This is a genomic window from Sivoneniella epilithica UHCC 1019 (genome assembly GCF_040830845.1).
Classification (GTDB): Bacteria; Cyanobacteriota; Cyanobacteriia; order Leptolyngbyales; family Leptolyngbyaceae; genus ULC077BIN1.
Map to the genome: position 1 here is coordinate 1 of NZ_JBFPDP010000051.1, position 22,371 is coordinate 22,371.

At 47.4% G+C, this 22,371-nt stretch carries 19 protein-coding genes and 1 pseudogene; 13 read left to right on the forward strand and 7 right to left on the reverse strand.

The annotated features are described in order from the left end of the window. The first annotated feature begins 247 nt into the window (after window positions 1-247). From AB3R30_RS22320 to AB3R30_RS22340, 5 genes are all read left to right on the forward strand, one after another. Window positions 248-1,573: a P-loop NTPase fold protein gene (locus tag AB3R30_RS22320; protein ID WP_458651418.1), complete on the forward strand. Its 1,326-nt coding sequence runs from the start codon at window positions 248-250 to the stop codon at window positions 1,571-1,573. Between the two features lie 223 nt (window positions 1,574-1,796). Further along, window positions 1,797-4,760 carry an nSTAND1 domain-containing NTPase gene (locus AB3R30_RS22325; protein WP_458651419.1) on the forward strand — a complete coding sequence of 988 codons (2,964 nt, stop codon included), beginning with the start codon at window positions 1,797-1,799 and terminating at the stop codon, window positions 4,758-4,760. A 421-nt stretch (window positions 4,761-5,181) separates the two neighbouring features. Then, window positions 5,182-7,905 (forward strand): GAF domain-containing protein, encoded by a 2,724-nt coding sequence (locus tag AB3R30_RS22330; protein ID WP_458651420.1) that lies wholly within the window; start codon window positions 5,182-5,184, stop codon window positions 7,903-7,905. A gap of 36 nt (window positions 7,906-7,941) precedes the next feature. Then, on the forward strand, window positions 7,942-8,814 hold the full coding sequence (locus AB3R30_RS22335) for a tRNA (5-methylaminomethyl-2-thiouridine)(34)-methyltransferase MnmD (protein ID WP_458651421.1): 873 nt from the start codon (window positions 7,942-7,944) through the stop codon (window positions 8,812-8,814). Between the two features lie 82 nt (window positions 8,815-8,896). Then, the gene (locus tag AB3R30_RS22340; protein ID WP_458651422.1) at window positions 8,897-10,102 is read left to right on the forward strand and encodes an RtcB family protein; all 1,206 of its coding nucleotides are present in this window, start codon (window positions 8,897-8,899) and stop codon (window positions 10,100-10,102) included. Window positions 10,103-10,314: 212 nt separating this feature from the next. On the opposite strand, the gene AB3R30_RS22345 is transcribed toward AB3R30_RS22340, so the two are convergent. Further along, window positions 10,315-10,716 carry an STAS domain-containing protein gene (locus AB3R30_RS22345; protein WP_458651423.1) on the reverse strand — a complete coding sequence of 134 codons (402 nt, stop codon included), beginning with the start codon at window positions 10,714-10,716 and terminating at the stop codon, window positions 10,315-10,317. Between the two features lie 398 nt (window positions 10,717-11,114). Between AB3R30_RS22345 and mrdA the strand changes: the two genes are divergently transcribed. Next, window positions 11,115-12,887: a penicillin-binding protein 2 gene (mrdA, locus tag AB3R30_RS22350; RefSeq protein WP_458651424.1), complete on the forward strand. Its 1,773-nt coding sequence runs from the start codon at window positions 11,115-11,117 to the stop codon at window positions 12,885-12,887. Window positions 12,888-12,928: 41 nt separating this feature from the next. Here mrdA and AB3R30_RS22355 read toward each other — a convergent pair whose 3' ends face one another. The 3 genes from AB3R30_RS22355 to AB3R30_RS22365 form a co-directional block, all read right to left on the reverse strand. Continuing rightward, window positions 12,929-13,825 (reverse strand): S66 peptidase family protein, encoded by an 897-nt coding sequence (locus tag AB3R30_RS22355; RefSeq protein WP_458651425.1) that lies wholly within the window; start codon window positions 13,823-13,825, stop codon window positions 12,929-12,931. A gap of 109 nt (window positions 13,826-13,934) precedes the next feature. Beyond that, window positions 13,935-14,132, reverse strand: a complete 198-nt coding sequence (locus AB3R30_RS22360; RefSeq protein ID WP_171573961.1) for a hypothetical protein — start codon at window positions 14,130-14,132, stop codon at window positions 13,935-13,937. A gap of 192 nt (window positions 14,133-14,324) precedes the next feature. After that, the gene (locus AB3R30_RS22365) at window positions 14,325-15,731 is read right to left on the reverse strand and encodes a tRNA nucleotidyltransferase/poly(A) polymerase family protein (protein ID WP_458651426.1); all 1,407 of its coding nucleotides are present in this window, start codon (window positions 15,729-15,731) and stop codon (window positions 14,325-14,327) included. A 197-nt stretch (window positions 15,732-15,928) separates the two neighbouring features. On the opposite strand from AB3R30_RS22365, the gene AB3R30_RS22370 reads away from it, so the two are divergent. From AB3R30_RS22370 to AB3R30_RS22385, 4 genes and pseudogenes are all read left to right on the forward strand, one after another. Next, a complete protein-coding gene (locus AB3R30_RS22370) occupies window positions 15,929-16,177 on the forward strand; it encodes a Ycf34 family protein (protein ID WP_458651427.1) in 249 nt (82 codons plus the stop codon). Between the two features lie 75 nt (window positions 16,178-16,252). After that, window positions 16,253-16,456 carry a type II toxin-antitoxin system HicB family antitoxin gene (locus tag AB3R30_RS22375; RefSeq protein ID WP_458651428.1) on the forward strand — a complete coding sequence of 68 codons (204 nt, stop codon included), beginning with the start codon at window positions 16,253-16,255 and terminating at the stop codon, window positions 16,454-16,456. Continuing rightward, entirely contained in the window at window positions 16,453-16,695 is a 243-nt protein-coding gene (locus AB3R30_RS22380) for a type II toxin-antitoxin system HicA family toxin (RefSeq protein ID WP_458651429.1), read from the forward strand. The genes AB3R30_RS22375 and AB3R30_RS22380 overlap by 4 nt, the downstream gene beginning before the upstream one ends. 20 nt (window positions 16,696-16,715) lie before the next feature. Then, window positions 16,716-16,841, forward strand: a pseudogene (locus AB3R30_RS22385) (cytochrome c oxidase subunit 3); the annotation flags it as partial. 31 nt (window positions 16,842-16,872) lie between these two features. Here the strand turns inward: AB3R30_RS22385 and AB3R30_RS22390 are convergent. The 3 genes from AB3R30_RS22390 to AB3R30_RS22400 form a co-directional block, all read right to left on the reverse strand. Then, window positions 16,873-17,775 carry a protein kinase domain-containing protein gene (locus tag AB3R30_RS22390; protein WP_458651430.1) on the reverse strand — a complete coding sequence of 301 codons (903 nt, stop codon included), beginning with the start codon at window positions 17,773-17,775 and terminating at the stop codon, window positions 16,873-16,875. 115 nt (window positions 17,776-17,890) lie between these two features. Next, the gene (gene tsaB, locus AB3R30_RS22395) at window positions 17,891-18,547 is read right to left on the reverse strand and encodes a tRNA (adenosine(37)-N6)-threonylcarbamoyltransferase complex dimerization subunit type 1 TsaB (protein ID WP_458651431.1); all 657 of its coding nucleotides are present in this window, start codon (window positions 18,545-18,547) and stop codon (window positions 17,891-17,893) included. 16 nt (window positions 18,548-18,563) lie between these two features. Further along, window positions 18,564-19,832 (reverse strand): hypothetical protein, encoded by a 1,269-nt coding sequence (locus tag AB3R30_RS22400; RefSeq protein WP_458651432.1) that lies wholly within the window; start codon window positions 19,830-19,832, stop codon window positions 18,564-18,566. A gap of 107 nt (window positions 19,833-19,939) precedes the next feature. Here AB3R30_RS22400 and AB3R30_RS22405 point away from each other — a divergent pair, with 107 nt between their 5' ends. From AB3R30_RS22405 to AB3R30_RS22415, 3 genes are all read left to right on the forward strand, one after another. Then, window positions 19,940-20,266: an antibiotic biosynthesis monooxygenase family protein gene (locus tag AB3R30_RS22405; RefSeq protein ID WP_458651433.1), complete on the forward strand. Its 327-nt coding sequence runs from the start codon at window positions 19,940-19,942 to the stop codon at window positions 20,264-20,266. Next, a complete protein-coding gene (locus AB3R30_RS22410; protein ID WP_458651434.1) occupies window positions 20,259-20,387 on the forward strand; it encodes a hypothetical protein in 129 nt (42 codons plus the stop codon). The genes AB3R30_RS22405 and AB3R30_RS22410 overlap by 8 nt, the downstream gene beginning before the upstream one ends. Before the next feature lie 510 nt (window positions 20,388-20,897). After that, window positions 20,898-22,259, forward strand: a complete 1,362-nt coding sequence (locus tag AB3R30_RS22415) for an S-layer homology domain-containing protein (protein WP_458651435.1) — start codon at window positions 20,898-20,900, stop codon at window positions 22,257-22,259. Window positions 22,260-22,371: the final 112 nt, after the last annotated feature.

The following is a 22,371-nucleotide window of genomic DNA, read 5'->3' on the forward strand; positions in this document are numbered from 1 at the left end:
CATGGACTGATACTGATATAGGATTTCAGTCCATCCTCACTTTCCTACCCTCACAATAAAACCGCCCTGCCTCTCCCGCAGGAGAGGGGCTTTCAAAAGATCTCTGGTTCCCGCTCCTAGAGAGGGCTAGAGTATAGCTTTCTTCCCGCAGGGTGGGCTGTTTTTAGACGGTTTCAAGAAAGTCGCACATTGCGTTACTCCCTTTCAAAACTCAAAACTCAAAATTCTCTTATTGTCCTTGTTTCCCATGTCTTTAGATGTTGCCCAATTTTTCAAAGCTTGTAACCCAAGCCATACCCTGTCTTACTCCAACCCCAGCGATCGCAAATATTACATTGATTTTTCAGATGTGCGGGGAACGAATCTCATTCAAGAACTCCGCCGGACGATTGATCTACTGCCTCAAGAACGCACCTGTCAACTGTTTACTGGGCATGTGGGCTGCGGCAAATCGACCGAGTTGCTGAGGCTGAAAGCAGAATTGGAAGCCCAAGGGTTTTATGTCGTCTACTTCGAGAGCAGCGAAGACCTAGATATGTCGGATGTGGATGTGACGGATATTTTGCTGGCGATCGCCCATCAGGTGAGTGAAAAGCTAGAAGCTAACCAAATCCGTATTAAGCCCAACTATTTTATTAATCTGTTTGCGGAAGTGGGCGAAATTTTGCAAACCCCAATCGATATTACCGGGATGGAATTTTCCGTTGGCATCAGCAAAGTCACCGCTAAAACCAAAGATAGCCCCAAACTCCGTAGCCAACTGCGGCAATATATGGAGCCGCGCACCAACGGCATTCTCAAATCAATTAACGAAGAACTGTTTGGCACCGCGATCGCAGAGTTAAAGCGGCGCGGCAAAAAAGGATTGGTGGTGATTATTGATAACCTCGATCGCGTCGATGCTCGTCAACTCCAAACCGGGCGCACCCAACCCGAATATTTATTTATCGATCGCGGCGATCAACTTTCCCGCCTCAACTGCCATGTCGTGTATACGATTCCATTAGGACTAGTTTTTTCCAATGAAAACGAAACCCTCAAGCAGCGAATGGGCGGCGGCATTTCGCCCAAAGTATTACCGATGGTGCCCGTAAAAAATCGCAATGGCAGTCAAGATGAAAATGGCGTTAACTTACTGCGGCATATGATTTTGGCGCGGGCTTTTCCTGAGATCGCGATCGCTCAGCGGCTAGATTATTTGCCCCAGATTTTTACCCGTTCAGACCTGATCGATCGCCTTTGCTTGGTTAGCGGTGGACATGTGCGAAATCTACTTGGCTTAGTCTGGAACTGCATTCAGCAAAGCGATCCGCCCTTTTCACAAGACACGATTGAGCAAGTGATTCGCGAACGTCGAGACGGATTGGCACGGGCGATCGATGATGACGAATGGAAGCTGATTTTTCAGGTTGTTAAAAATCAAAGCGTCAAGGGAGAAATAGAATATCAAACCTTACTTCGCAGCATGTTTGTGTTTGAATATTACGATGCTCAAGGCGGCTGGTTTGGCATCAATCCCATTTTGACGGAGACGAAACGATATCAGGATTGGCTAGCGGTGGAGGGAGAATGAGGGCGGGGGAGTTGAGTTTTGAGTTTTGAGTTTTGAGTTTTGAGTTTTGAGTTTTGAGTTTTGAGTTTTGAGTTTTGAGTTTTGAGTTGTAGATGGAGGAGTGAAGGGGTGGAAGAGTGAAGGAGAAGCAATTCAAAGTCCCGCTCCCAGAGCGGGATTTAGGGTGAGGGCTGCATTTGTTGGGTCGGCAAAATCAGATTCGTAACAAAACGGTGGGTATGCGATGAAACTTGACCCGATGCAGGATCAAGCGATTGAGGCAAAAAATCAGCAGGCGTTGAAAATGCTGAACCGGGCAATTTCGTTTTCAGAAAATCAATTTGCCCTGATTGTGGTGCGCTGCAACTATACTCAACTGCGAGATCGCCTTGCCTACCAGTTACAACAACAATCTAATCTTGCCATTTCTACGCTTCACCTACCCGAAACCGCAAAAACGCTCTATTCCACAATTCAAGCCGCGATCGCCCCCACTGAGCCAGGGCAAAACTCAAAACTCAAAACTCAAAATATTTCCTACGGAAACGCTACGCGAACAAAACTCAAAATTCCTCAATGTTTGATGCTGTTTGGCTTGGAATCTCTAGTTGAGCTTGACGAAGTGCTAACGGCAACGAATTTAGTTCGCAATGAGCTTCGTAAGCAGTTTTCGTTTCCGATTGTGCTGTGGGTGAATGATGAAGTGCTGGGTAAATTGAAGTCTCTGGCGCTTGATTTATACAGTTGGGCAGGAATGGCGGAAATCGGGTTTGAAATGCCCACTTCTGAACTGGTGCGATCGCTCAAAGTTCATGCCGATCGACTCTTTAGCTCCATTTTGGATCTGGGCGATGAATCTTTTTTAGCCAATTGGAAGCTTGATCCGCCGAATAATCTGCTGCGCCAAAATGAATTAAAATGCGCGATCGCCGATCTTGATGCCAGCAACTTTTCCATCCAGCCCGACCTGCAAGCTAGCCTAGATTTTCTGCTTGGACAAGATGCCCACGCCCGCAGTGAAATGGAAACTGCCCATAGTCTCTACCAACGCAGCCTTAACTTTTGGCTCTCCCGCATTCCGACTGCAACCGCCCCTCCCGCTTCTCCCCAGTCTCTCCTGCCTATTCCTTACCCTGAACGGGCTGCCTGTCTTCTTTTCTACTTAGGCTGGTGGTGGCGCTATTATGCCGTGCTAGAGCGATCGGTTTATTACAAAGCCTGTGAGCAAGCACACGACTACTTTCGCCGGAGCCTTCTGTTATTTGTGGAAGAGAACCGTCAAGATTTGGTCGCCCGATTTATCATCGCTCAAGCAGAAACGCTGCAAAAGTTAAGGCGATGGGGCGCACTAGAAGAAGTGTCAAAACAAGGGCTAATTTTACACAAGCTTTATAAAGATCCCGTCCGATTAGCACGAGACTACGGTTTTCTGGCGGAGGTATCGCTGGAACGAGCAGATTGGAAATTGGCGAGAGAGCAAGTAATCGCGGCGTTAGAAATTTTAGAAACAGTCGAAGTTGAGCTTCACCTAGATGGACATCCTGCTGATCCTCATCTGGAACAAAGCTTGACTTTAGCGCATCGTTATCATTCAGGCTGGTATTGGTTTTTGCTTGCCAGAGCCGAAAAAGAACTGGGGAATTTAGAGGCTGCCATCTATTACCTGGAAACGGCTCGCGATCGCAGTCATCCGGAAAGTAACCCGCCGCTTTACATTCAAATTCTGCGAAAACTGCGCTACTACTATTTCGCGAAAGGAGACTATCTATTGGCGTTTCGGACTCGCCAAGCTCGACGACTGATGGAACATCAGTATGGCTATCGCGCCTTTGTGGGAGCGTTGCGTTTGCAGCCCCAACAATATCAAGCGATCGCCCCTTTTCCGTTGCCGCCTCAAATTGATCAGAAGTTGCTGTTAGCTCAAGAAATTTCGGCATCGGGTCGCCAACAGGATGTAAAGCAAATTGTCGATCGGCTCAACTATGCCAAAAATAAACTGGTTGTGATTCATGGAAATTCGGGCGTGGGCAAAAGCTCCATTGTTCAGGCAGGGTTGATCCCCATGCTGATGGATTACGCGATCGAAGGACGAGTGACGATCCCCATTTTTTTAGATATTTATACCGACTGGCAGTTGACCTTAGAAAAAATTTTGGCGTATCAGCAGACGCTAGAAGACAACCAGCAACCAGCAACCGATTTGTCTTCTCCGACTCCGCTACTTTCGCGGCTTTCGTTCCTGACTGGCAATAATCTTCGGTTGCCCGTTTTGATCTTTGATCAATTTGAAGAATTCTTTTTTGCCTACGAAACTGTGCAATCGCGGCTACCCTTCTACCGATTTCTCCGCGACTGTCTCAATCTGCCTTTCGTTAAAGTGGTGTTGTCGTTGCGGGAAGATTATCTCCATTACTTACTAGAGTTTCAACGCCTGACGAATCTAGAAGTGATTGATAACGATATCCTTTCTAAAGAAATTCTCTATCCCTTGGGCGACTTTACCCCAGAGGATGCCAAAACGGTGATCAAAAATTTGACGCGCAATGCCCAGTTTCATCTGCCCGATGACCTAATTGATGCGTTGGTCAAAGATTTGGCGGGTGAGGTGGGTGAGGTGCGCCCGATCGAACTTCAGGTGGTGGGTGCCCAACTGCAAACGGAAGGGATTAATACGCTGGCGAAATATCTAGAGAAGGGTCCTAAAGAAAAACTGGTGCAGCGATCGCTCGAAGATGTGGTGAAAGATTGCGGCACTGAGAACGAAGAACTCGCCCGAATTATTCTGTTTTTGCTAACCAATGAAAAAGAGACTCGCCTGCTCAAAAACCGCGACGACCTAGAAGCTGATCTGATCGACTTGGGGATGATCACTCGGCTGGCTGATCTCGACCTGGTATTAGAAGTGCTGGTCGGTTCTGGTCTAATCTTTCTCATTCCCGATTCCCCCGCCGATCGCTACCAAATTGTTCATGACTATCTCGTCACGTTTATCCGCAATCAGCAGATTGAGAGCGTGATTTCTTTGAAAACAGAGTTAGAAAATGAGCGAAATGAACGGAAAAATTTAGAGGAAAGTGTTGTAATGCTGAAGCACCAGCGAGAGCAGATTAGCCTAGATATTCAAAGTCTGACTCAAGAACTAGCGCTCACACTCAATCTATTTGCCAATGCCAGCAATCCACAAGCACCTGTTAATCCATCCGATTAGGAAAAAATTGGTGCAGTTGCCTTCAGATGAATGCGTCAGGGTGCATCCTCTACAATCTGACTCTCGCCCTCTGAAACCTAGCACCTGTTCGTGTGATTCCAGTTGGGAAAATTTCTGTCAAGATAAGCAAAAAGTTCCTGTTCCCTAGATTGCTTGATTGGTATTTGGGAATGCTGACAAAGAAACCCCTGATTAGACTTAATAATGGTAGAGCAAGATAAACGATCAATGGGAATATATTTTTAATAGGAATATATTTTTATTTAAAATGGGCTGTCTTTTTTAGGCAGAGTTACTTAGCTAGTATTCTGCAAACACAGTTAAAGTAAGTTATCTGAATCAACTTAAAAAAATCACAGCGATCGCCGCCCCTAGATTATTCATCCCAATGTTCTAATACTCAACTCCTTCGACTGAACATATGACCACTTCACCACAGCATCTATCGAAGAAAAACCAGCAAGATAGCGCTCAAGATTTGGCTATCGAAGCGACCGTTGTAATCATTGAAGCGGAAGATATCGTTGGGGAAAGTTTACAAATTGCCGAGCCGACCAGCGAGACGAGTGGGGTTGTCACCCTAGATAAACCTATATCCCCTCAACAAACTCCCCGAAATGAGCCGGCCACTCAGCAGCCTCAGGCAGGCGCTTTAGCAACCCGGCAGGGCAACTTTGGAGCCTATCTAGCGCCTCTCACGAAAGATGGTTTTAAAGAAGCAGTGACAGGTGTCCACCAAAAGCTAGAAGTGATGAGCAACACGCTCTCGCTGCTAGATAATTTGATGGATGCCCAAGGCTTTGATGCCATTTTGGATGACATGCTGCGATCAATTACCCTCAAAACGGGGGAGTTGTTGAACGCCGATCGCACGACTATTTTTTTGCTCGATGAAGAGAAACATGAGCTTTGGGCGATCGTTGCCAAAGATGAACTAGGCAACAATTTGGAACTGCGAATTCCCGCCAATGTCGGCATCGCTGGAGAAGTGGCAAGTAGCAAAGAAAAAGTTAAAATTGACTACGATTTCTACGACGATCCCCGCTCTGAAGCTGCCAAAAAATTTGACCAAAAGAATCACTATCGCACTTACACAATGCTGGCATTGCCGCTCTTAAACGAAGACGGCAAACTCGTAGCAGTGGTGCAATTGCTCAACAAGCTCAAGCCAGACTACGATCTGCATGGCAACCTAGAAGAAAAAATTGATCAGCAGGGTTTCACCGATGACGATGAGCAAGTTTTTGAAGAATTTGCCCCGTCGATTCGGCTGATTATTGAAGCCTCTCGCTCGTTCTACCGGGCGACCCAACGACAGCGCGCCGCATCTGCCTTGATGAATGCCGTGAAGTCGCTAAGCAAGGGCAGCTTGGATCTGGAAGAAACCTTAAAAAACGTCATGTATCAGGCAAAAGAACTGATGCAAGCCGATCGCAGTACCCTGTGGTTAATTGATGACGAGCGCCAACAACTCTGGACGAAGTTACCCATTAATGGCGAACTGAAAGAAATCCGGATTCCTAGAGATGCTGGGTTTGCTGGACAGGTGGCAACCACGGGCGAACCAGTGTTGATCCCATTTGATTTATACAACCATCCTAATTCTCAAACCTCCAAAGATACCGATCGCAAAACAGGCTACCGCACATGCAGCATGTTGTGTATGCCTGTTTTTAATGCCGATGGTGCGTTGATTGGCGTAACTCAACTAATTAACAAACTTAAACAAGGAGATTACCCTGAGTACGATCCAGTGAACTACCCAGAAGCGCCCGATCGCTGGAAGGCTAGCTTTAACCAAAGTGATCAAGAGTTCATGCAAGCCTTTAACATTCAGGCGGGTGTGGCACTACAAAATGCCAAGCTATTTGAAACGGTGAAACAGCAGGAGCAAATGCAAAAAGACATTTTGCGATCGCTCTCCAATGGAGTCATTTCCACTGACAAAAATGGCACTATCATCACCGCCAACGACAGCGCTAGAGACCTATTAGGCTTAAACGAAGGCACGTTGTTGGAAGGCAACCATGTTCAATCCCTGATTCGCCTCAAAAAAGGTGACTTTGATAAGTGGATTGGCAACGCCCTAGAACCCAAAGATGAAAAGAGCCGCGAACAGTACTATCCTGACCAAACTCTAGAATGCATGGGTGATTCGGCAGAAGAACACAGCATTAACTTGTCAATTAACACTATCACCGATGCCAAAGACCATTCCAAAGCCTCTGGCATTTTGGTGGTCATGGAAGACATTAGCGATGAAAAGCGCTTGAAAAGCACCATGTATCGCTACATGACCCAAGAACTGGCTGAGCAGCTAATGGAAAATCCTGACGCTGCCAAAATGGGCGGCGATCGCAAACCTGCTTCCATACTGTTTTCGGATATTCGCAGCTACACCAACCTGACCGAAAACCTGAAGCCGGAACAAGTGGTTGAACTGATCAACGAGTACTTTGAATCTATGGTGGATGCTGTATTTGGCTTTAAAGGCACTCTAGATAAGTACATTGGCGATGCCATCATGGCGGTGTTCGGGTCGCCCTTGCCTCTACATGACCACGAGTGGATGGCAGTTCAATCGGCTTTAGAAATGCGCCAGCGGCTTGTAGACTTTAACATCAAACGGACTGAAAAGAATCTAGATATTATTCGCATCGGCATTGGCATCAACTCAGATACGATCATTAGCGGCAATATTGGCTCTAGCAAGCGCATGGAGTTTACCGCGATCGGCGATGGTGTGAACCTGGGATCTCGGTTGGAAAGCGCCAGCAAAATTTACGGCACCGACATTATCATCAGCGGTAATACCTACAAACCCTGTGCGAATCGCATTCGGGCACGGGAACTAGACTATATTCGGGTAAAGGGCAAAGATCAACCCGTTGAAGTATATGAACTAATTGGCTTTCAAGAAGACCCGATCTCAGACGAGCGTCAGCGCTTAATCGACCACTATCACAAAGGTCGGGATCACTTTAAAAAGCGAGATTTTCCCATGGCAATGGCAGAATTTGGTCAAGTCCTCAGCCTAGATAAAAATAACAAAGCTGCCAGTTTGCACCTAGAGCGCTGCCAAAAATGCCTGCAAGATCCGCCAAAGGATGATTGGGATGGCTCATGGACGTTGACCGAAAAATAGGTTGCTTGAACAGTAGACACCCTTGAGCAGACACCCTTGAGCGAGTGGATTCCCCAACTGACGGAAGATGGTTCTTTCACCTTCTTTTCCGAAACGTTTAACGAGGCGTTTCATAGTCGTTTGGGTGCTAAGCAGGAGGCATTTCTTAAATTTGCCCAAGCCACAGATTTAGCAACCCAAGCAGAGCAATCCTCCATTTGTCTGCTGGATGTATGTTACGGGCTGGGCTATAACACTGCTGCTGCTTTAGAAGTGATTTGGACAGTGAACCCTAGCTGTCAAGTAACCCTCTATGCTCTGGAGCTAGACATTAGCGTCCCTCAAGCCGCGATCGCCCCTCTCCTAATTAATACTTGGTCATCTCCAGTTCAGGAAATTTTGAAGGAGATCGCCCAACAGCATCACTGCACCACTCCAACTTTAAACGCCACCTTGCTGATCGGCGATGCCCGCCAAACCATTCAGCAGCTTTGCCAGATCAACTTTCAAGCAGATGCCATCTTTTTTGATCCCTTCTCGCCGCGTCGGTGTCCGCAACTATGGACAGTGGAATTCTTTACCCTAGTTGCCCAATGTTTGACTCCGATGGGCAAGCTGGCGACCTATTCCCGCTCTGCCTCCGTGCGATCGGCAATGCTAGAAGCAGGATTAACCATTGGCACGATTCCTTTAGAACTCAATCCTCAGCCAAACGACTGGTCTCATGGGACAGTGGGCAGTTTTCAAAACCCGCTCCATCCCCTCTCGCAGCTAGAACAGGAACATTTGCAAACTCGTGCTGCGATCGCCTACCACGATCGCAGCCTCAGCGACTCAACCGAAACCATTTTGCAACGCCAAACCCAAGAGCAACAGCAGTCCCAGCAAGAATCCACCTCCAGTTGGCGACGGCGCTGGAACATTCCCTAAGATCAGTTGACGGCTTTGTAGCATTGATGTAGTATATGTAATATCGCCAGAATTGACTGGTTAAGAATGATTTACTTCAAGTTTGCCTCAAGGAGGCGCGATCGCCATGCCCTACGAAACCCTAAACCTCACCACCACCGCCCCTGTTTTGTCTTGGGCAAACCATGAATTGGGTTCCCAAGAAATCAAAATGGCAAAAAACGTTGCCTCCTTGCCCTTCGTCTTCAAGCATGTGGCACTTATGCCCGACGTACATTTAGGCAAAGGAGCCTTAGTTGGCTCCGTCATCGCCACCCAAGATGCCATCATTCCCGCTGCCGTAGGTGTAGATATTGGCTGTGGCATGTGCGCTATCAAAACGCCTTTCACAGCCACTCAGCTAGAAGGCAAGCTCAAAAAAATCCGTCAGGATATTGAAGCCGTCATTCCAGTCGGTTTTAATGAAAACAAAACCGTTGAAAAAACTGTTTCAAACTGGCAGCGTTGGGCAGACTTTAAGCAACTGCACCCCGGCATCCAAGATTTGCAAGTAAAAGCCATGCGCCAAATGGGATCACTCGGTGGCGGCAATCACTTTATTGAGATTTGTCTCGACACCGAAGACCAGGTTTGGGTCATGTTGCATTCTGGATCACGCAACATTGGCAACAAGCTAGCTCAGTGCCATATCAGCACGGGTAAAGAGTTGGCAAAATTAGCCAACAACAAGCTGCCCGATCCCGACCTTGCCTACTTTGTAGCAGGAACACCTGAATTTGATGCCTACTGGCACGATTTGCAATGGGCACAAAACTACGCTCGGGTGAACCGAGAGGTGATGATGGCACGAGTGCAGCGTATTGTGGAACAGTATTTGGCGGGTGGAAAGCTGACCAAGCCGTTGCTCTCGGTCAACTGTCACCACAACTATGCTGAAAAAGAAACCCACTACGGCGAAGCAGTCTATGTCACTCGTAAAGGCGCGGTTCGTGCCAGGGCAGGAGACTATGGCATTATTCCTGGCTCTATGGGTGCCAAATCCTATATCGTCCAAGGAAAAGGAAATGCTGAAAGCTATTGCTCTTGTTCTCATGGCGCAGGACGGCTAATGTCTCGCACTAAGGCAAAAGGAGTTTACTCTCTAGATGACTTGATTCAACAGACTGAAGGAGTAGAATGCCGCAAAGACGCAGGAGTTCTAGATGAAATTCCAGGAGCCTATAAGCCCATTGAACAGGTCATGGCAAATCAGGCTGACTTAGTTGAAGTGGTGGCAACCCTGAAACAAGTTGTTTGTATCAAAGGCTAGATTCAACTATTGAGATTTCCCCTGCAATAAATCCTATTGCAGAGGGAATTTTTTTAAGTGCATTCCCTTTACTGTTTTGCTCAATCATTAATCTTTAGAAGGCTTCTTTTGGGCACATCTCTCGTAACTAGCAAAAAAGCTGCCATAGTTAGCAGCCTGCATAAATTTGAACAAAGATTTAGATTTTAGTAGTAGCTGCACTCCCTGACGCTTTAACTTGATGAGGAAACGCTTTGAGCAAACTCTTGTTGACTGGCATAAATATCAAATACTTGATCGATTCCAGTAATTTCCAACAGCATCCTTGGCTGTTCGTTAATTGAACACAAAGAGAGTGTTCCCCCAGATAAGCGAACTGATTTAAATGAACTCACTAGCCCACCGAGCCCAGAGCTATCAATAAATGATACGCTCTGTAAGTCTATAAGCATTTGCTTGACTCCAGCCTGTAATGCGTTGTCAATATCCTGACTTAGGCTAGCAGTTGAAGCACTATCCAAAATGTTAGACGGCTGAAAAATCTTTACTTCTGAATTTATGAGCATCGTCCAGGTTCCACGATCGATAGATTGATCAAGTTTGGAAGGAATATTACACAAGTCATGTTCCTTCATTGAATGCTTGGATGGTTCTAAGCTTTGCCCAAGCTAACAGATCAGGAGGCATTTGCAACTAGCGATCGCAAAAACCTATCTTCTCCTAACCAAAATGAGTAGTTTGGTGAAGAGTTAAGGTTAGTTATATGAACGAGATTGTTAAGGTATAGCTGAAGGTATTGAATATCCTGATTCTCGTTTTAACTTGAGAAGTTTAATAAGGATTGCTTAAACGTATTCAGACAGACTCTTGTCTATTTCCACTTAACGCATACTAGATAAGATTAGTTTTCCGGTTTCTCTGATACTCAATAATCAGACGGTGGATCACTGGTTTGGCACGTTTCAAATTGCGTGATGCGGCTCGTTAATCTCGTTTCTGCTGATAAGTTCGCTATTTCTGGTAAAGAGCAGCAATGGCTACTGGATTATTATTTGTTACAAAAAGTCGTTTCATCAATGTGCCCCTGACTCGACAATCGCACCGGGCGATCGGGTTAATGGTCGTGACTTTCTTGATGATCGGTGGCTGTGGACTGAGATTAGCTCAGCTACAACTAATTCAAGGCGCGGCACATCGAGAGCGGGCTGAGCAAAACCGAATTGTTTTAATGCCAATGCCTGCTGATCGGGGCAACATTTTAGATCGGAGCGGCGAATTATTAGCCGCCAATCGTTTAGCACGGGCTGTGTATCTCCGTCCTCGTGAGCAGTCTAAAGAAGCTTGGGCAGCCAGTGCTAAACGCCTCGCGCCAATTCTCAAAATTCCAGCAGAAGAGATTCTCGAAAAGCTGCGGCAAACTGGATTTCGATCGACTGTGCCCGTGCGAATCAGCCGCAATTTGTCGCTCAAAGCTTTTATCACTCTGGCGGAACAGGCTGCTTATTTCCCTGGGTTAGAAATCCGAGGAGAGTCTAGTCGATACTACCCCAATGGCAAGCTGGCTGCTCATGTGCTGGGCTATATCGGTGAGGTGACAGAAAAAGATCTCAAGGCTCATCCAGACTATGCTATGGGGATGCTGGTTGGGCAAATGGGCATTGAAAGATTGGCAAACTCTAAGCTTCAAGGAGTATGGGGTGGTCAACTGATTGAAGTTGATGCAACGGGGCGACAAGTGACCAGCCTTGGATTAAAGCCTCCTATTTCTGGACAATCCATTCGACTCACTTTGGACTCAAACTTACAAAAAACGGCTGAAAGAGCGTTGGCAAATCGGCGCGGAGCAGTCGCAGTGTTAGATGTTAAGACCGGGGCGGTGCTGGCGTTAGCGAGTGGACCGACCTTTGATCCCAACTTGTTCACTCGTCGTATTACGAAGCAAGAATGGCAAGAGTTACAAAGTCAAGAAAATCCGTTTTTGAATCGGGCACTTCAAGGATATCCACCCGGCAGTACGTTTAAAGTGGTGACGGCAACCGCAGGAATGCAGTCGGGCAAATTTTCACCCGATTCTACGTTGATGACTTATGCGGCAATTAATTTAGGGGGGCATTTGTTTCATGAACATGGTCAAAGTCAAGGCGTGATTGGGTTTCGAGATGCGTTGGCGTTTAGTAGCAATACTTTTTTTTATCAGGTGGGATTAACCGCTGGACCAGAAGCGATCGCGAAGTGGGGCGGAAAATATGGCATCGGTGATTTAACCAATGTGGGACTTAGTGGGGGAGGTCATGGCATGATCCCCACGCCAGCGCAAAAAGAAAAGCTATTTAAAGAGCCTTGGTATGGTGGAGATACGGTCAGCATGTCGATTGGGCAAGGGTTAGTTCAGACTACGCCCTTAGAGTTGGCGGCAGTTTATGCCGCGATCGCCAATGGAGGTTGGCGAGTGAAACCCCATCTGCTGGCAGAGCAAAGTCAAACTGCGGCAATGCGTCCTCAAAAAACGGGGATCAATCCAGCCACCTTGGCAGTCATTCGAGAAGGTCTAAAGTCAGTGGTTGCTGAGGGAACGGCTCGCCAACTCAACGATGGATCAATTCCTGCGACTGCGGGTAAAACGGGCACGGCGGAAGTTGCTGGGCAGAAAGATAATGCTTTGTTTGCTGGCTTTGCCCCTTTTAACAATCCTAGAATTGCGGTGGCGGTAGTCGTGGAAAATGGTGGATTTGGGGCTGAATCAGCCGTTCCGATCGCCCATCAAATCTACAAAACCTATTTCAAGGCTAAAAAAGTCCAACGCTAGAAGCAGATGTTAGAAGCTTAGTAAACAGAAAAAAGAATTGGTCAGCGATCGCAGATTGTTAACGTTCCGCGATCGCCGTCAAGCTCGGCGGCGATCGCCACAGGCAGAGCAGCATTCACTCCATCATGCCCAAAAGGGAGATCCGATACAATAGGCAGATTCAAATCTCCCAGGCGATCGCGTAAGACCTCTGCCACGGTAAAGCTAGGAATGTGAGCCGGGGGATCGCAGTAGCTGAAGCGACCGATCGCAATTCCTTTTAGCTGCTGCAATGCTCCACACAGTCGCCATTGAGTCAGCATTCGATCAATCCGGTAGGGCGCTTCACTCACATCTTCGATCGCCAAAATTACATTCGTCCAATCAGGCTGAGCAGGTGATCCTAACAAATGGGTGGCAACGGTCAGATTCACCGGTAAAAGAATTCCGGTTGCCTTGCCGTTTCCCCACCCTGTGCCATTGAGAGGTGGAATGGGACGACCTTCCACCCAATCAAATAATCGTTGAAGCGACCAATCAGGTTCAGCAGAGATCGTGGTCAGTAAAGCGCCATGTAAACCAGAAACTCCCTGTTGACTTAAACTCATCAGCAAGGCAGTAATATCCGAAAAACCTATCAGCCACTTAGGATCGCTCCATTGCCACGACCAATCTTCGAGCAATCGTGCGCCTCCATAGCCACCTCTTGTACAAAGAATCCCACGACAATCGGGATCATTCAGGGCATCCCGCAACTGTTGTCGGCGCGTATCATCGGTGCCTGCCAAGTAGCCCCATTGTTGATCAAAGCCGGGACTTAGCTCCACGCGATATCCTCGCGATCGCCATAGATTTACTCCTTGATGAAATGCATCCAATTCGCGCAATGCTCCACTGGGAGCAATCACCCGCAGTAAATCATTTGGCTTTAAAGGGAGCGGCAATTGGCAAATATTCATGATGCTCTGGGTATTTCATTGAAGCAAACTAAACCCCCTAAGTATTTGCACTTAGAGGGTTTCAGAAGAAGCCTTTACAGCTTTTTTGCCCAAGATTGATTATCGCTCGTTATAAATCAACGGCTCCTGTTCCAGCCCCAGACTCATTCTGCTCCATGGTGTCAGAATCTTGCTCATCATCAGGACGACCTCCAAAGCTGCGTCTGCCACGGTTCATCCGCCCTGTATTCGTTCTCTTCCGAAACTTACGAGCATACGCTTGATTTCTGAGAGCTTTCTCTTTCTTTTGGTTTCGGCGTTTAGCCATGTTTACCCCTTATAAAATAGCCATAACAGCCGCAGACAAAGCACCTTTGGTTTAGCTTAAACCAAGGCTAATCAAACAGCTTTTGAAAAAATAGTCAGAAGATTACTTTAACATACCTGTTGAATGCTCTATGATTCCAAATTGTGAAAAATGTCCGAAGTGATTCCTGTAAGGTAGCAACAATTTTAGGAGTTATTCCGCTTTTGGTTGGTGCTGAGCGATTAGGTCTGCGGCTAAACCGATTGCCTCGGTTGCTGTGGAAATTGATCCTTCCGCTTTAGCTAACTGGATGGCTGCAAGTAACTGACCAATGAGGGGACCGGGTGGTAGTTTGAGTGCGGTCATGAGATGTTGTCCAGTCAAAACAGGGCTACTGTGAGCAACAGGATCAGTTGGGTCGAGAAAGCGCTCGATTAAGGGGGCGATCGCGTCTATTGCTAAACCTTGAGCGATCGCTAGCACCGCAATTGCGGGAAACGTAGTTCCAACTCCTTGAAAAAAGACATATTGCTCTCGCCGCGACAGGTTGAATTGAGCAGCAGGTGTCGCGATCGCCTGTTGTATTTCAACTGAGCTTGCCGAAAAAAGCTGCGGTAAAAACTTAAGTACAGTACTCACGGCTTGAATCTCCGTGCGGCTATATTTCAATCGACGCAACTGTGTTTCGGCTTCGGCTGTTTTAGCCGCCATTAAACAGGCTAATTTGGCAGTAATTAACCAGTTGCGGGCTGAACCGGATGCTTTGGGGGCAGATTCTGTCAATACTTGTCCGCTGGATGCCAGCCGAACCTGACCATAGAGCTTCGCGGCAAACTCTGGCAGGGTTTCTTGCAGCAAAACCGTAACGCGATCGATTTCAGCAATATCCTTTAGACTTTGAACCGTCGCATTAGGGAGCCAATCTTGGAGTAAGCCGTCTTGCCATGCTTGAGTTAACCAAGGTGTTCCTTTGGCGGTGCTAAGCAAATAATTCAATTCAGACTGCACCCGTTCTGCGGCAATTTGGTTTAATAATGGAGCAAACTGCTTCACAGCGCCACGAGTTTCGGCTTCTAGACTAAACCCTAGCTGGGCAGCTTGGCGATAAGCCCGTAACAATCGCAGAGGATCTTCTTCTAGATTTTCTGCTGATACCATCCGCAGCGATCGCTGTTGTAGATCGCTATATCCCTGCAACGGATCAACAAACTGATCCAGCCGAGGATCATAGGCGATCGCATTCACCGTAAAATCTCGCCGCCTGAGATCTGCTTCCAACGTTGCGCCCACCTGCTGAGCAAAATCTACGGTGCCTTGAGGAAAAACGACCCGCGCAATCTGCCGTTCTGCATCGAGCAACACAAATCCTGCTTTATAGTGACGGGCGATCGCTTGAGCCGTTTCAACCACGCGATCGGTCAGCACAAAATCTAGGTCTAAATAATCGCTGTGTCTGCCTAACAAAGCATCTCGCACACTTCCCCCAACCAGATAAGCAGACGCAGGCAACCACTCCAATCCAAAGGGCCAATTTTGGGGAGAAAGAGCTAAAAAATTAATTGAGGCAGTTGCTTGAAGCTCCAATCCCTGACTCAGCGTTAAAGGTTCTAAATCCAACAATAGTCTGATCCTAACGATGCTATTTGTGAAATGCACGGCATTTGCAGACCATTCCGGCAAAACTTGGGAATGAGTAGGCTGCAATTGTCGTAAAAATCTATGGCTAGAATGATGAAGAATCACGTCGCCTGAGCTACATTAGCAGAAAAGCATCTCGATTCTTCGAGTCGCTGACCGCAGACACGGAGGTTTTAAATATGTGTGTTTGTATCAATTGCCAGTACGTCGATCGCTGCACGACCTACCATGCGGTTGAAGGGCAGCATCAGCAGCCGCACCTCACCGAAAATCCGACTTTTGAGGCAACTCAACCAACAATTAACGTCAACATTCGCAACGATGGAGAAATGATTGAAATGGAATGGGATGTAGTCGGTTGCGAAAGTTTTACTGCCGATATGGGTAAATGGGCGCGCTTGCGTCCCGGCGAGTTGGTGCCCACCTGAAAGCGGTTTGCCAAACGAGCAGGACGGTTCAATATGATTAAACGCCAGTCAAGTAAAACCTGAGATTAAGGTGTAATGAAAATTAAAGTTGTCGTTCATGAAGCAGAAGAGGGAGGATTCTGGGCAGAAGTACCCGCGATCGCAGGGTGTGCCACCCAAGGGGATACCTTTGAAGAGCTTTTACAAAATCTCTATGAAGCGATCGAAGGCTGTTTATCGGTGGATATCGAGTCTGTAGAAGTGGGAGATAAAGACCACATCTTAGAAATCGCTGTATGAAATCCATTTCTGGTAAAGAATTTGCCAAAGTGCTGGAGCAAAATGAATGGGTTTTACTGCGGATTCAGGGAAGTCACCATATTTATGGAAAATCAGGAGTTACAGACCGTATTTCAGTTCCTATTCATGCCAATAAATCTCTAAAAACAGGTCTGGTTCGACATTTTTTGAAAGTCGCCAGGTTGTCAGATGATTTTCAGCCAATCCTCGAAGCAGATGAAGATTTGGAAGAGAACTGATGCCATCGGATTGATGAGTGCGATCGCGCAAACCCGGTCACTATTCCAACACTAGCCACTTTGGGATTGAAGCCGCCGAAATTTACTGGCACTTCGTTGATGTCGTCTGGATTGTTCTATTTGCCCTACTTTATTTATTAAAGTAAGGTACATAACGCGATGCAGCATTGATTAGAATCACGAAGAAGTGGTATCATAGCTGTCCCAAAAACTGGTGTCTGCCGAAACTTGGATTGCAGAAGCGTAGCGTTTACTTGGGGCATCGCTTAGCATTTTGTTCAGCACCGATGCCAGCGATCGACTGACGGGTTGAGGCAAATACTCTTGCCAAACCCATAGCCCTTCGTGGCTGTTGTATAAGTCAAACGGAGACATGCCAGTTAGCAAATGAATACAAGTTGCTCCCAAGCTATAAATATCGCTGGCAAATACTGCCTTACCGTGAGACTGTTCTGGTGAGACATATTCAGCGCTCCCAATCACCGTGCCAGTTTGGGCGAGTGCGGTTCCGGTGGTTTGTTTGGCAGCGCCCAAATCGACTAGAAACAGGCTTTGGTCGCTCTGACGACGAATGATATTCGCGGGTTTAATATCGCGGTGAATAATCTGGAGATCGTGAATGAACTGAACCACAGGCAAGAGTTCTTCAAGCAATTGTCGAATTTTAAGTTCACTAAAAGCCCCGTCCTCGGTTAATTCCTGCGCCAAGTCACGTCCATCAATAAATTCTTGAATCAGATATTGGTATCCCTGCTGACTGCAATAGCCAAACAAATCGGGAATGTTGGGATGCTTGCCAACGTCTCTCAATCGCAAAACCTCTTCCTTAAATAAGTCAAACGCTTTTTCGGTGTTAGCAAGGTTTTCTGGTTGCGGTAAGAATTGTTTGATCACACAGCAGGGCTTTAGCGGTTGCGCTTCGTCTACAGCTAAGAGGGTGCGACCAAAGCCGCCTCGCCCAATCACTTTAATGGCACGATAGCGATTTTTCAGCCGTAAAGCAAAACCACAGGTTTGACAAATATCCAAGTGACTAGGATTTTGTGGCGCTGGGCAAATGGGATTGAGACAGAAGCTCATAGCTGAGGGGTAGTGTTGCTGAATTAGCAAACTGTTCAGATGGTTAGATTCCAAGATACAAACGTAACCAGTGATATTTCCAGTTTGTTTTGTAAAAATTTAAACCTCAATGTATTTAGATCACTGGGTGCTGTCCATAAAAGGGGAGGACTTCTGACCAGTGGGGACGATCGCCCTGATTCCATGCAACTTGAGCGATTTCTAAGATACTGGTAACGTAGCGTCCTAAGCCGCCTTCAGCGATGATCAGATGGTAAGCAGTGTCTTGTTTTTTCAGTAAAGTTTCCCAGGCTTCCAGACTCATGACAGCATCGGGTAGGATTTCGACCAGTTGGTTTTGTGAGCGATCGCGCTGGTAAATTGCACCAAATACTTCACCGCGTTGGGCTGGCATTTGTACGGCAATATTCATTGAATTTTCCAAGGTTTTCGCCGCTTCCCACGCCACGGCTGCCAAGGTTGAGATGCCAAATAGGGGAATCTCAAGCTGTTGGGCTAACGTTCGGGCAGTAACGACTCCAATCCGGGTGCCAGTGAAGCCGCCGGGACCTTTTGCTACAGCAATAAACACCAGATCGTGCCAGGTTTGGGGCGGCAAAAAATCCACTAGATAGGCATGAAGCAGGGTTGAGGTGTCGCGTCCTAGATCCCAGACTTGATGGCGGCATTGTCCGGTGAAGTGGGCGATCGCCAGTCCTAGTTCGGGGGTGCTGGTGTGGAGGGCGAGGGAATAGGGAGTGACGAGTGACGAGTGGCGAGTGGCGAGTGGCACTGAGGAAGTGTTTAGATTATGTGGTTTGTTGAAGGGAAGTTGTGCGTTGCAGAATGACCATTTCGGAGCCGACGACGGGGCTACGGGCGAGGAGGTTGCCCTGTGCATCGGTCAATTCTAGTTTGACGAAATTAAGCTGCTGAGCGCGTTTGAGCATTTCGTTGGCTAGTTTATTTTGCTGAGCTTGCTCCAGAGTATACCAACCGTCGCCAATTTTGACGGTCAACAGGCTGCTGCGAAAGTTTGCCTGCACGGATTGGATCAGTCCATTCACATATTGATTGCTAACCTCGGCAACCTCATCTTGAATTCGAGCAATCAACGTTTGTTCTGGTGTGAGTTTCAGCGGTGGCGGTATGGGTTTGGGCAAAGGAGTGGGGGTCGGGCTGGGAGCAGGTTTTGCAGCATCAACGCTTCCCGGAGGAATCGTTTCACGAATCGCGCTGGGAGTCTTTTCTGGCGGCATTAATAGGGTTTGTTTGGGGTGTGGCTCGGTAGTGATTCCGTCTGAGGTCGGCTTCACCACAGGCTGCTCGTTTGGCACCAATTTTTTGTTGCTGTCTGTTGGTTTGGCTGGAACAGATTTAGTCGGTGGCACGATCGCGACTTGAGTGGGTGATTTTCTAAAAAGCAGGGAAGAGCTTGTCCATATAGTCAATAGCAGCACACCTGCGATCGCTCCACTCAGCAGCGGATCAGAGAGTTTCCGATTGAGTGAACTAGGTAATAGCGATCGTGTTAGCCCCAACACTGATCCCCAAATTCCCCGAATCTGCCGCCAGGGAGTTTTGCTTTGCGGTGGTAGACTTGCTGCGGGTTTTGCTTCCAAACGGTCAACTAGAAATTCGAGCGATCGAATGGTTGCTTTCAGTGTTTTGATGGTTTGCTCTTTCAGCGCTGGCTGAATTTCTGCCTGCCAATATCGCTGAAATCGTTGCCAGCTTGTGGCTTGTTTCGCAGCACCCGAAGGACTTGAAGTAACGCGAGATCTAGGGGTTAATGAAGCAGAACTTTCAGCAGCTACCTCAGCAACTTGTTCAACCACTCCTTGTTCAGCCGACACTTCTTGAACAGGGGTTGGCTGATTGCCAGTTTCATTGTCGGGGTTTAGGTCTACCGATTTCCACACATCTTCTTCCCATCCATCTTCTGGAGAAGAAAGATCGTCATTGATACTGGTTACCGATTCATCAATCTCTCCTGAATCGATGAGGCTCTTCTCTTCAGCAGACAGAGCTTGGGATTCAGAATCGGTTGGTTCAGGGATGGGGGATTCCTGAGACATAGCGTTCTCCACGGCAGCACAAACAACCTTAAAATAAGAGCCAGAGCGCTCTCATCGCTGCTGCTTCAGTGCTTCACTTTACCATTTCCTGCACTCCCACAATTATTATGCGCGATCTCACAGTGCCTGCTTTTCCTATTCTAGAAGCCGTCATGCTACAGATTAAGCCGGGTACAGCCAGCGCATTTGAAGCAGCATTTCGCCAAGCCTCGCCCATCATTGCCAGCATGAAAGGCTATGGCGGTCATGACTTGCAGTGCTGCCTGGAAACACCTGGAAAATATTTGTTGCTAGTGCGATGGAAAACCTTAGAAGATCACACCATTGGATTTAAAGGGTCACCCGATTATCAAGTCTGGAAGCAGCTTTTACACCACTTCTACGATCCGTTTCCAGTGGTGGAACATTTTGAAGGAGTTAATCTGAATGCCTAAGTCTCTTGCGATCGCCCGATTGAATCTGGTTCAAAGCCGCGATCGCTTTTTTGCATCTACCGTCCCATCTTTAAGTACTACCAAAATTCTTGTAATTAGACTGAATGAGCAGCAAATTTAGAACTGAGGGCAATAACTTGATTTCAGAGCAAATCATAGTTAATAGTCACCAGTCAAATCAACTTAACTCTGATAACGTAGATAATCTGGCATTGCTGAATCTGAGGATGAAATTTGTAGGGGCAATCCCTTGTAGTTGCCCTCGATCTCTAGCAGGGTAGGCACAAGACCTACCCCTACACTCAGAAATCATACTTGCATTCAGCAACGCCGATAATCTTTTTTAAGTAAGCTGAAATCTGAAGGTTTCAAAGCTGCGTTTTGGCAAAAATCTATCTTGAGATAGATGCTAGAGTACTTATCCATAACAAATCCGGATGCTGACCCCCTTAAGTTTAGTCCTAGCAAGGAAATAATTTAGGCTTAAAAAGTTCCCATTAATTACAACTTTTTAAGCTTCCTTGATAAATAAATTGCTTTAACTGAATGGTCATAGTTTTTAGGAACACTGCTGGTTCTTTTCACTTCTTAGTACCCAGTTGCGTTAAAACTATTCACCATGTCTCATCCTATGAAACCTCAATCTTCGCCTGCTCTATTAGTTGCCTTTTCAATCGTTACCAGTTCCTTAGCACCCTTTGCTGCGATCGCTCCCAGCATGGCACAATCAACATTTTCAGATGTGCAAGGAAGTTGGGCACAGGCGTGCATTGTGGAATTAACTCAAAGAAATATTATCAGTGGCTATCCTGATGGCACCTTTCGCCCTAATAGCCCCGTTACCCGCGCTGAGTACGCTGCCATGGTTGGTAAAGCGTTTCCCAATGCGCCTCGCAATCGTGGAGCGGCTCGATTTGTAGATGTCCCTTCCAACTTCTGGGCTTATAACGCGATTAGCACTGCGTCTCAAACCGGGTTTCTCTCTGGCTATCCTGGCAACGTGTTTAATCCTAGCCAGAGCATTCCCCGCGCTCAAGTTTTGGTTTCTCTGGCAAGTGGACTAAACTTTGCTCCCACTCAAGCTGTTGCCAATACTTTGGGTGTGTTTGCGGATGCCTCTGCGATTCCAGCCTATGCCCAAACGGGAATTGCGGCGGCAACTGAAAAGCGGTTAGTAGTTAACTATCCTGACGTGAATTACCTGAATCCTAATCAGCTTGCGAATCGGGCAGAGGTGTCTACGTTTCTGTGTCAGTCTTTAGCAGGCGCAGGACAAATTGCCTCGGTAGTCCCCAGTCAGTATGTGGTGGGCGCAGCGGTGGCGGTGCAGCGATCGCAAATCGTGGCAGGGACGCAAATTCCAGTGAGATATACGGCGGCTCCCCAAATTGTGGTAGCTCCCACTGAAACCGTTGATTTGACAGTGACGGTGGCAGCAGATGTGCGAAATACGGCAGGCGCGATCGCCATTCCTCAAGGAAGCCAAGTGATTGGGCAACTGGTGCCTGTCAATGGTGGCTCTCAGTTTGTGGCTCGAACTGTGGTCATTAGTGGACAGCAATATTCACTGGATGCGTCCTCTGGCGTGGCGCAAACCAAGAAAAATTTGCGGGATGTTAGCGTCATCAAGACTTTGGGTGGCGCGGCATTGGGAGCCGGGGCAGCCGCGATTATTGGTGAAGTGACGGGCGATGGTATGCAAGGGGCTGGAAACCTAATTTTGGCAAGCAGCATCGGGGCAGCCGTTGGGTCAAACCAAGGTCGTAACTTGGGATCGGCGATTCGGGATGCGGCGATCGGCGCAGTCTTGGGCGCAGGTGCAGCAGGTGTAACGGGAGATCGCACGATTACTCCCAAAAAGGTTCTGACTGGGGCAGCAGCCGGGGCAGCAGTCGGTGGTGCCATTGATCGCGGCACCGTTGGCGAAGTTGTGGTCATCAACACTAGTTCAGATTTGACCCTGACCGTAAACACCACTACTACGATTCCATAACCTTAGAACTGCGACCTGCGATCGCGGTTTCGCATTTCGATGATTTAATTCACTCAAAAACCGGAGTTGCAGGCTTGTAACTCCGGTTTTTGCTTTGCAGTAGACCTTAAAA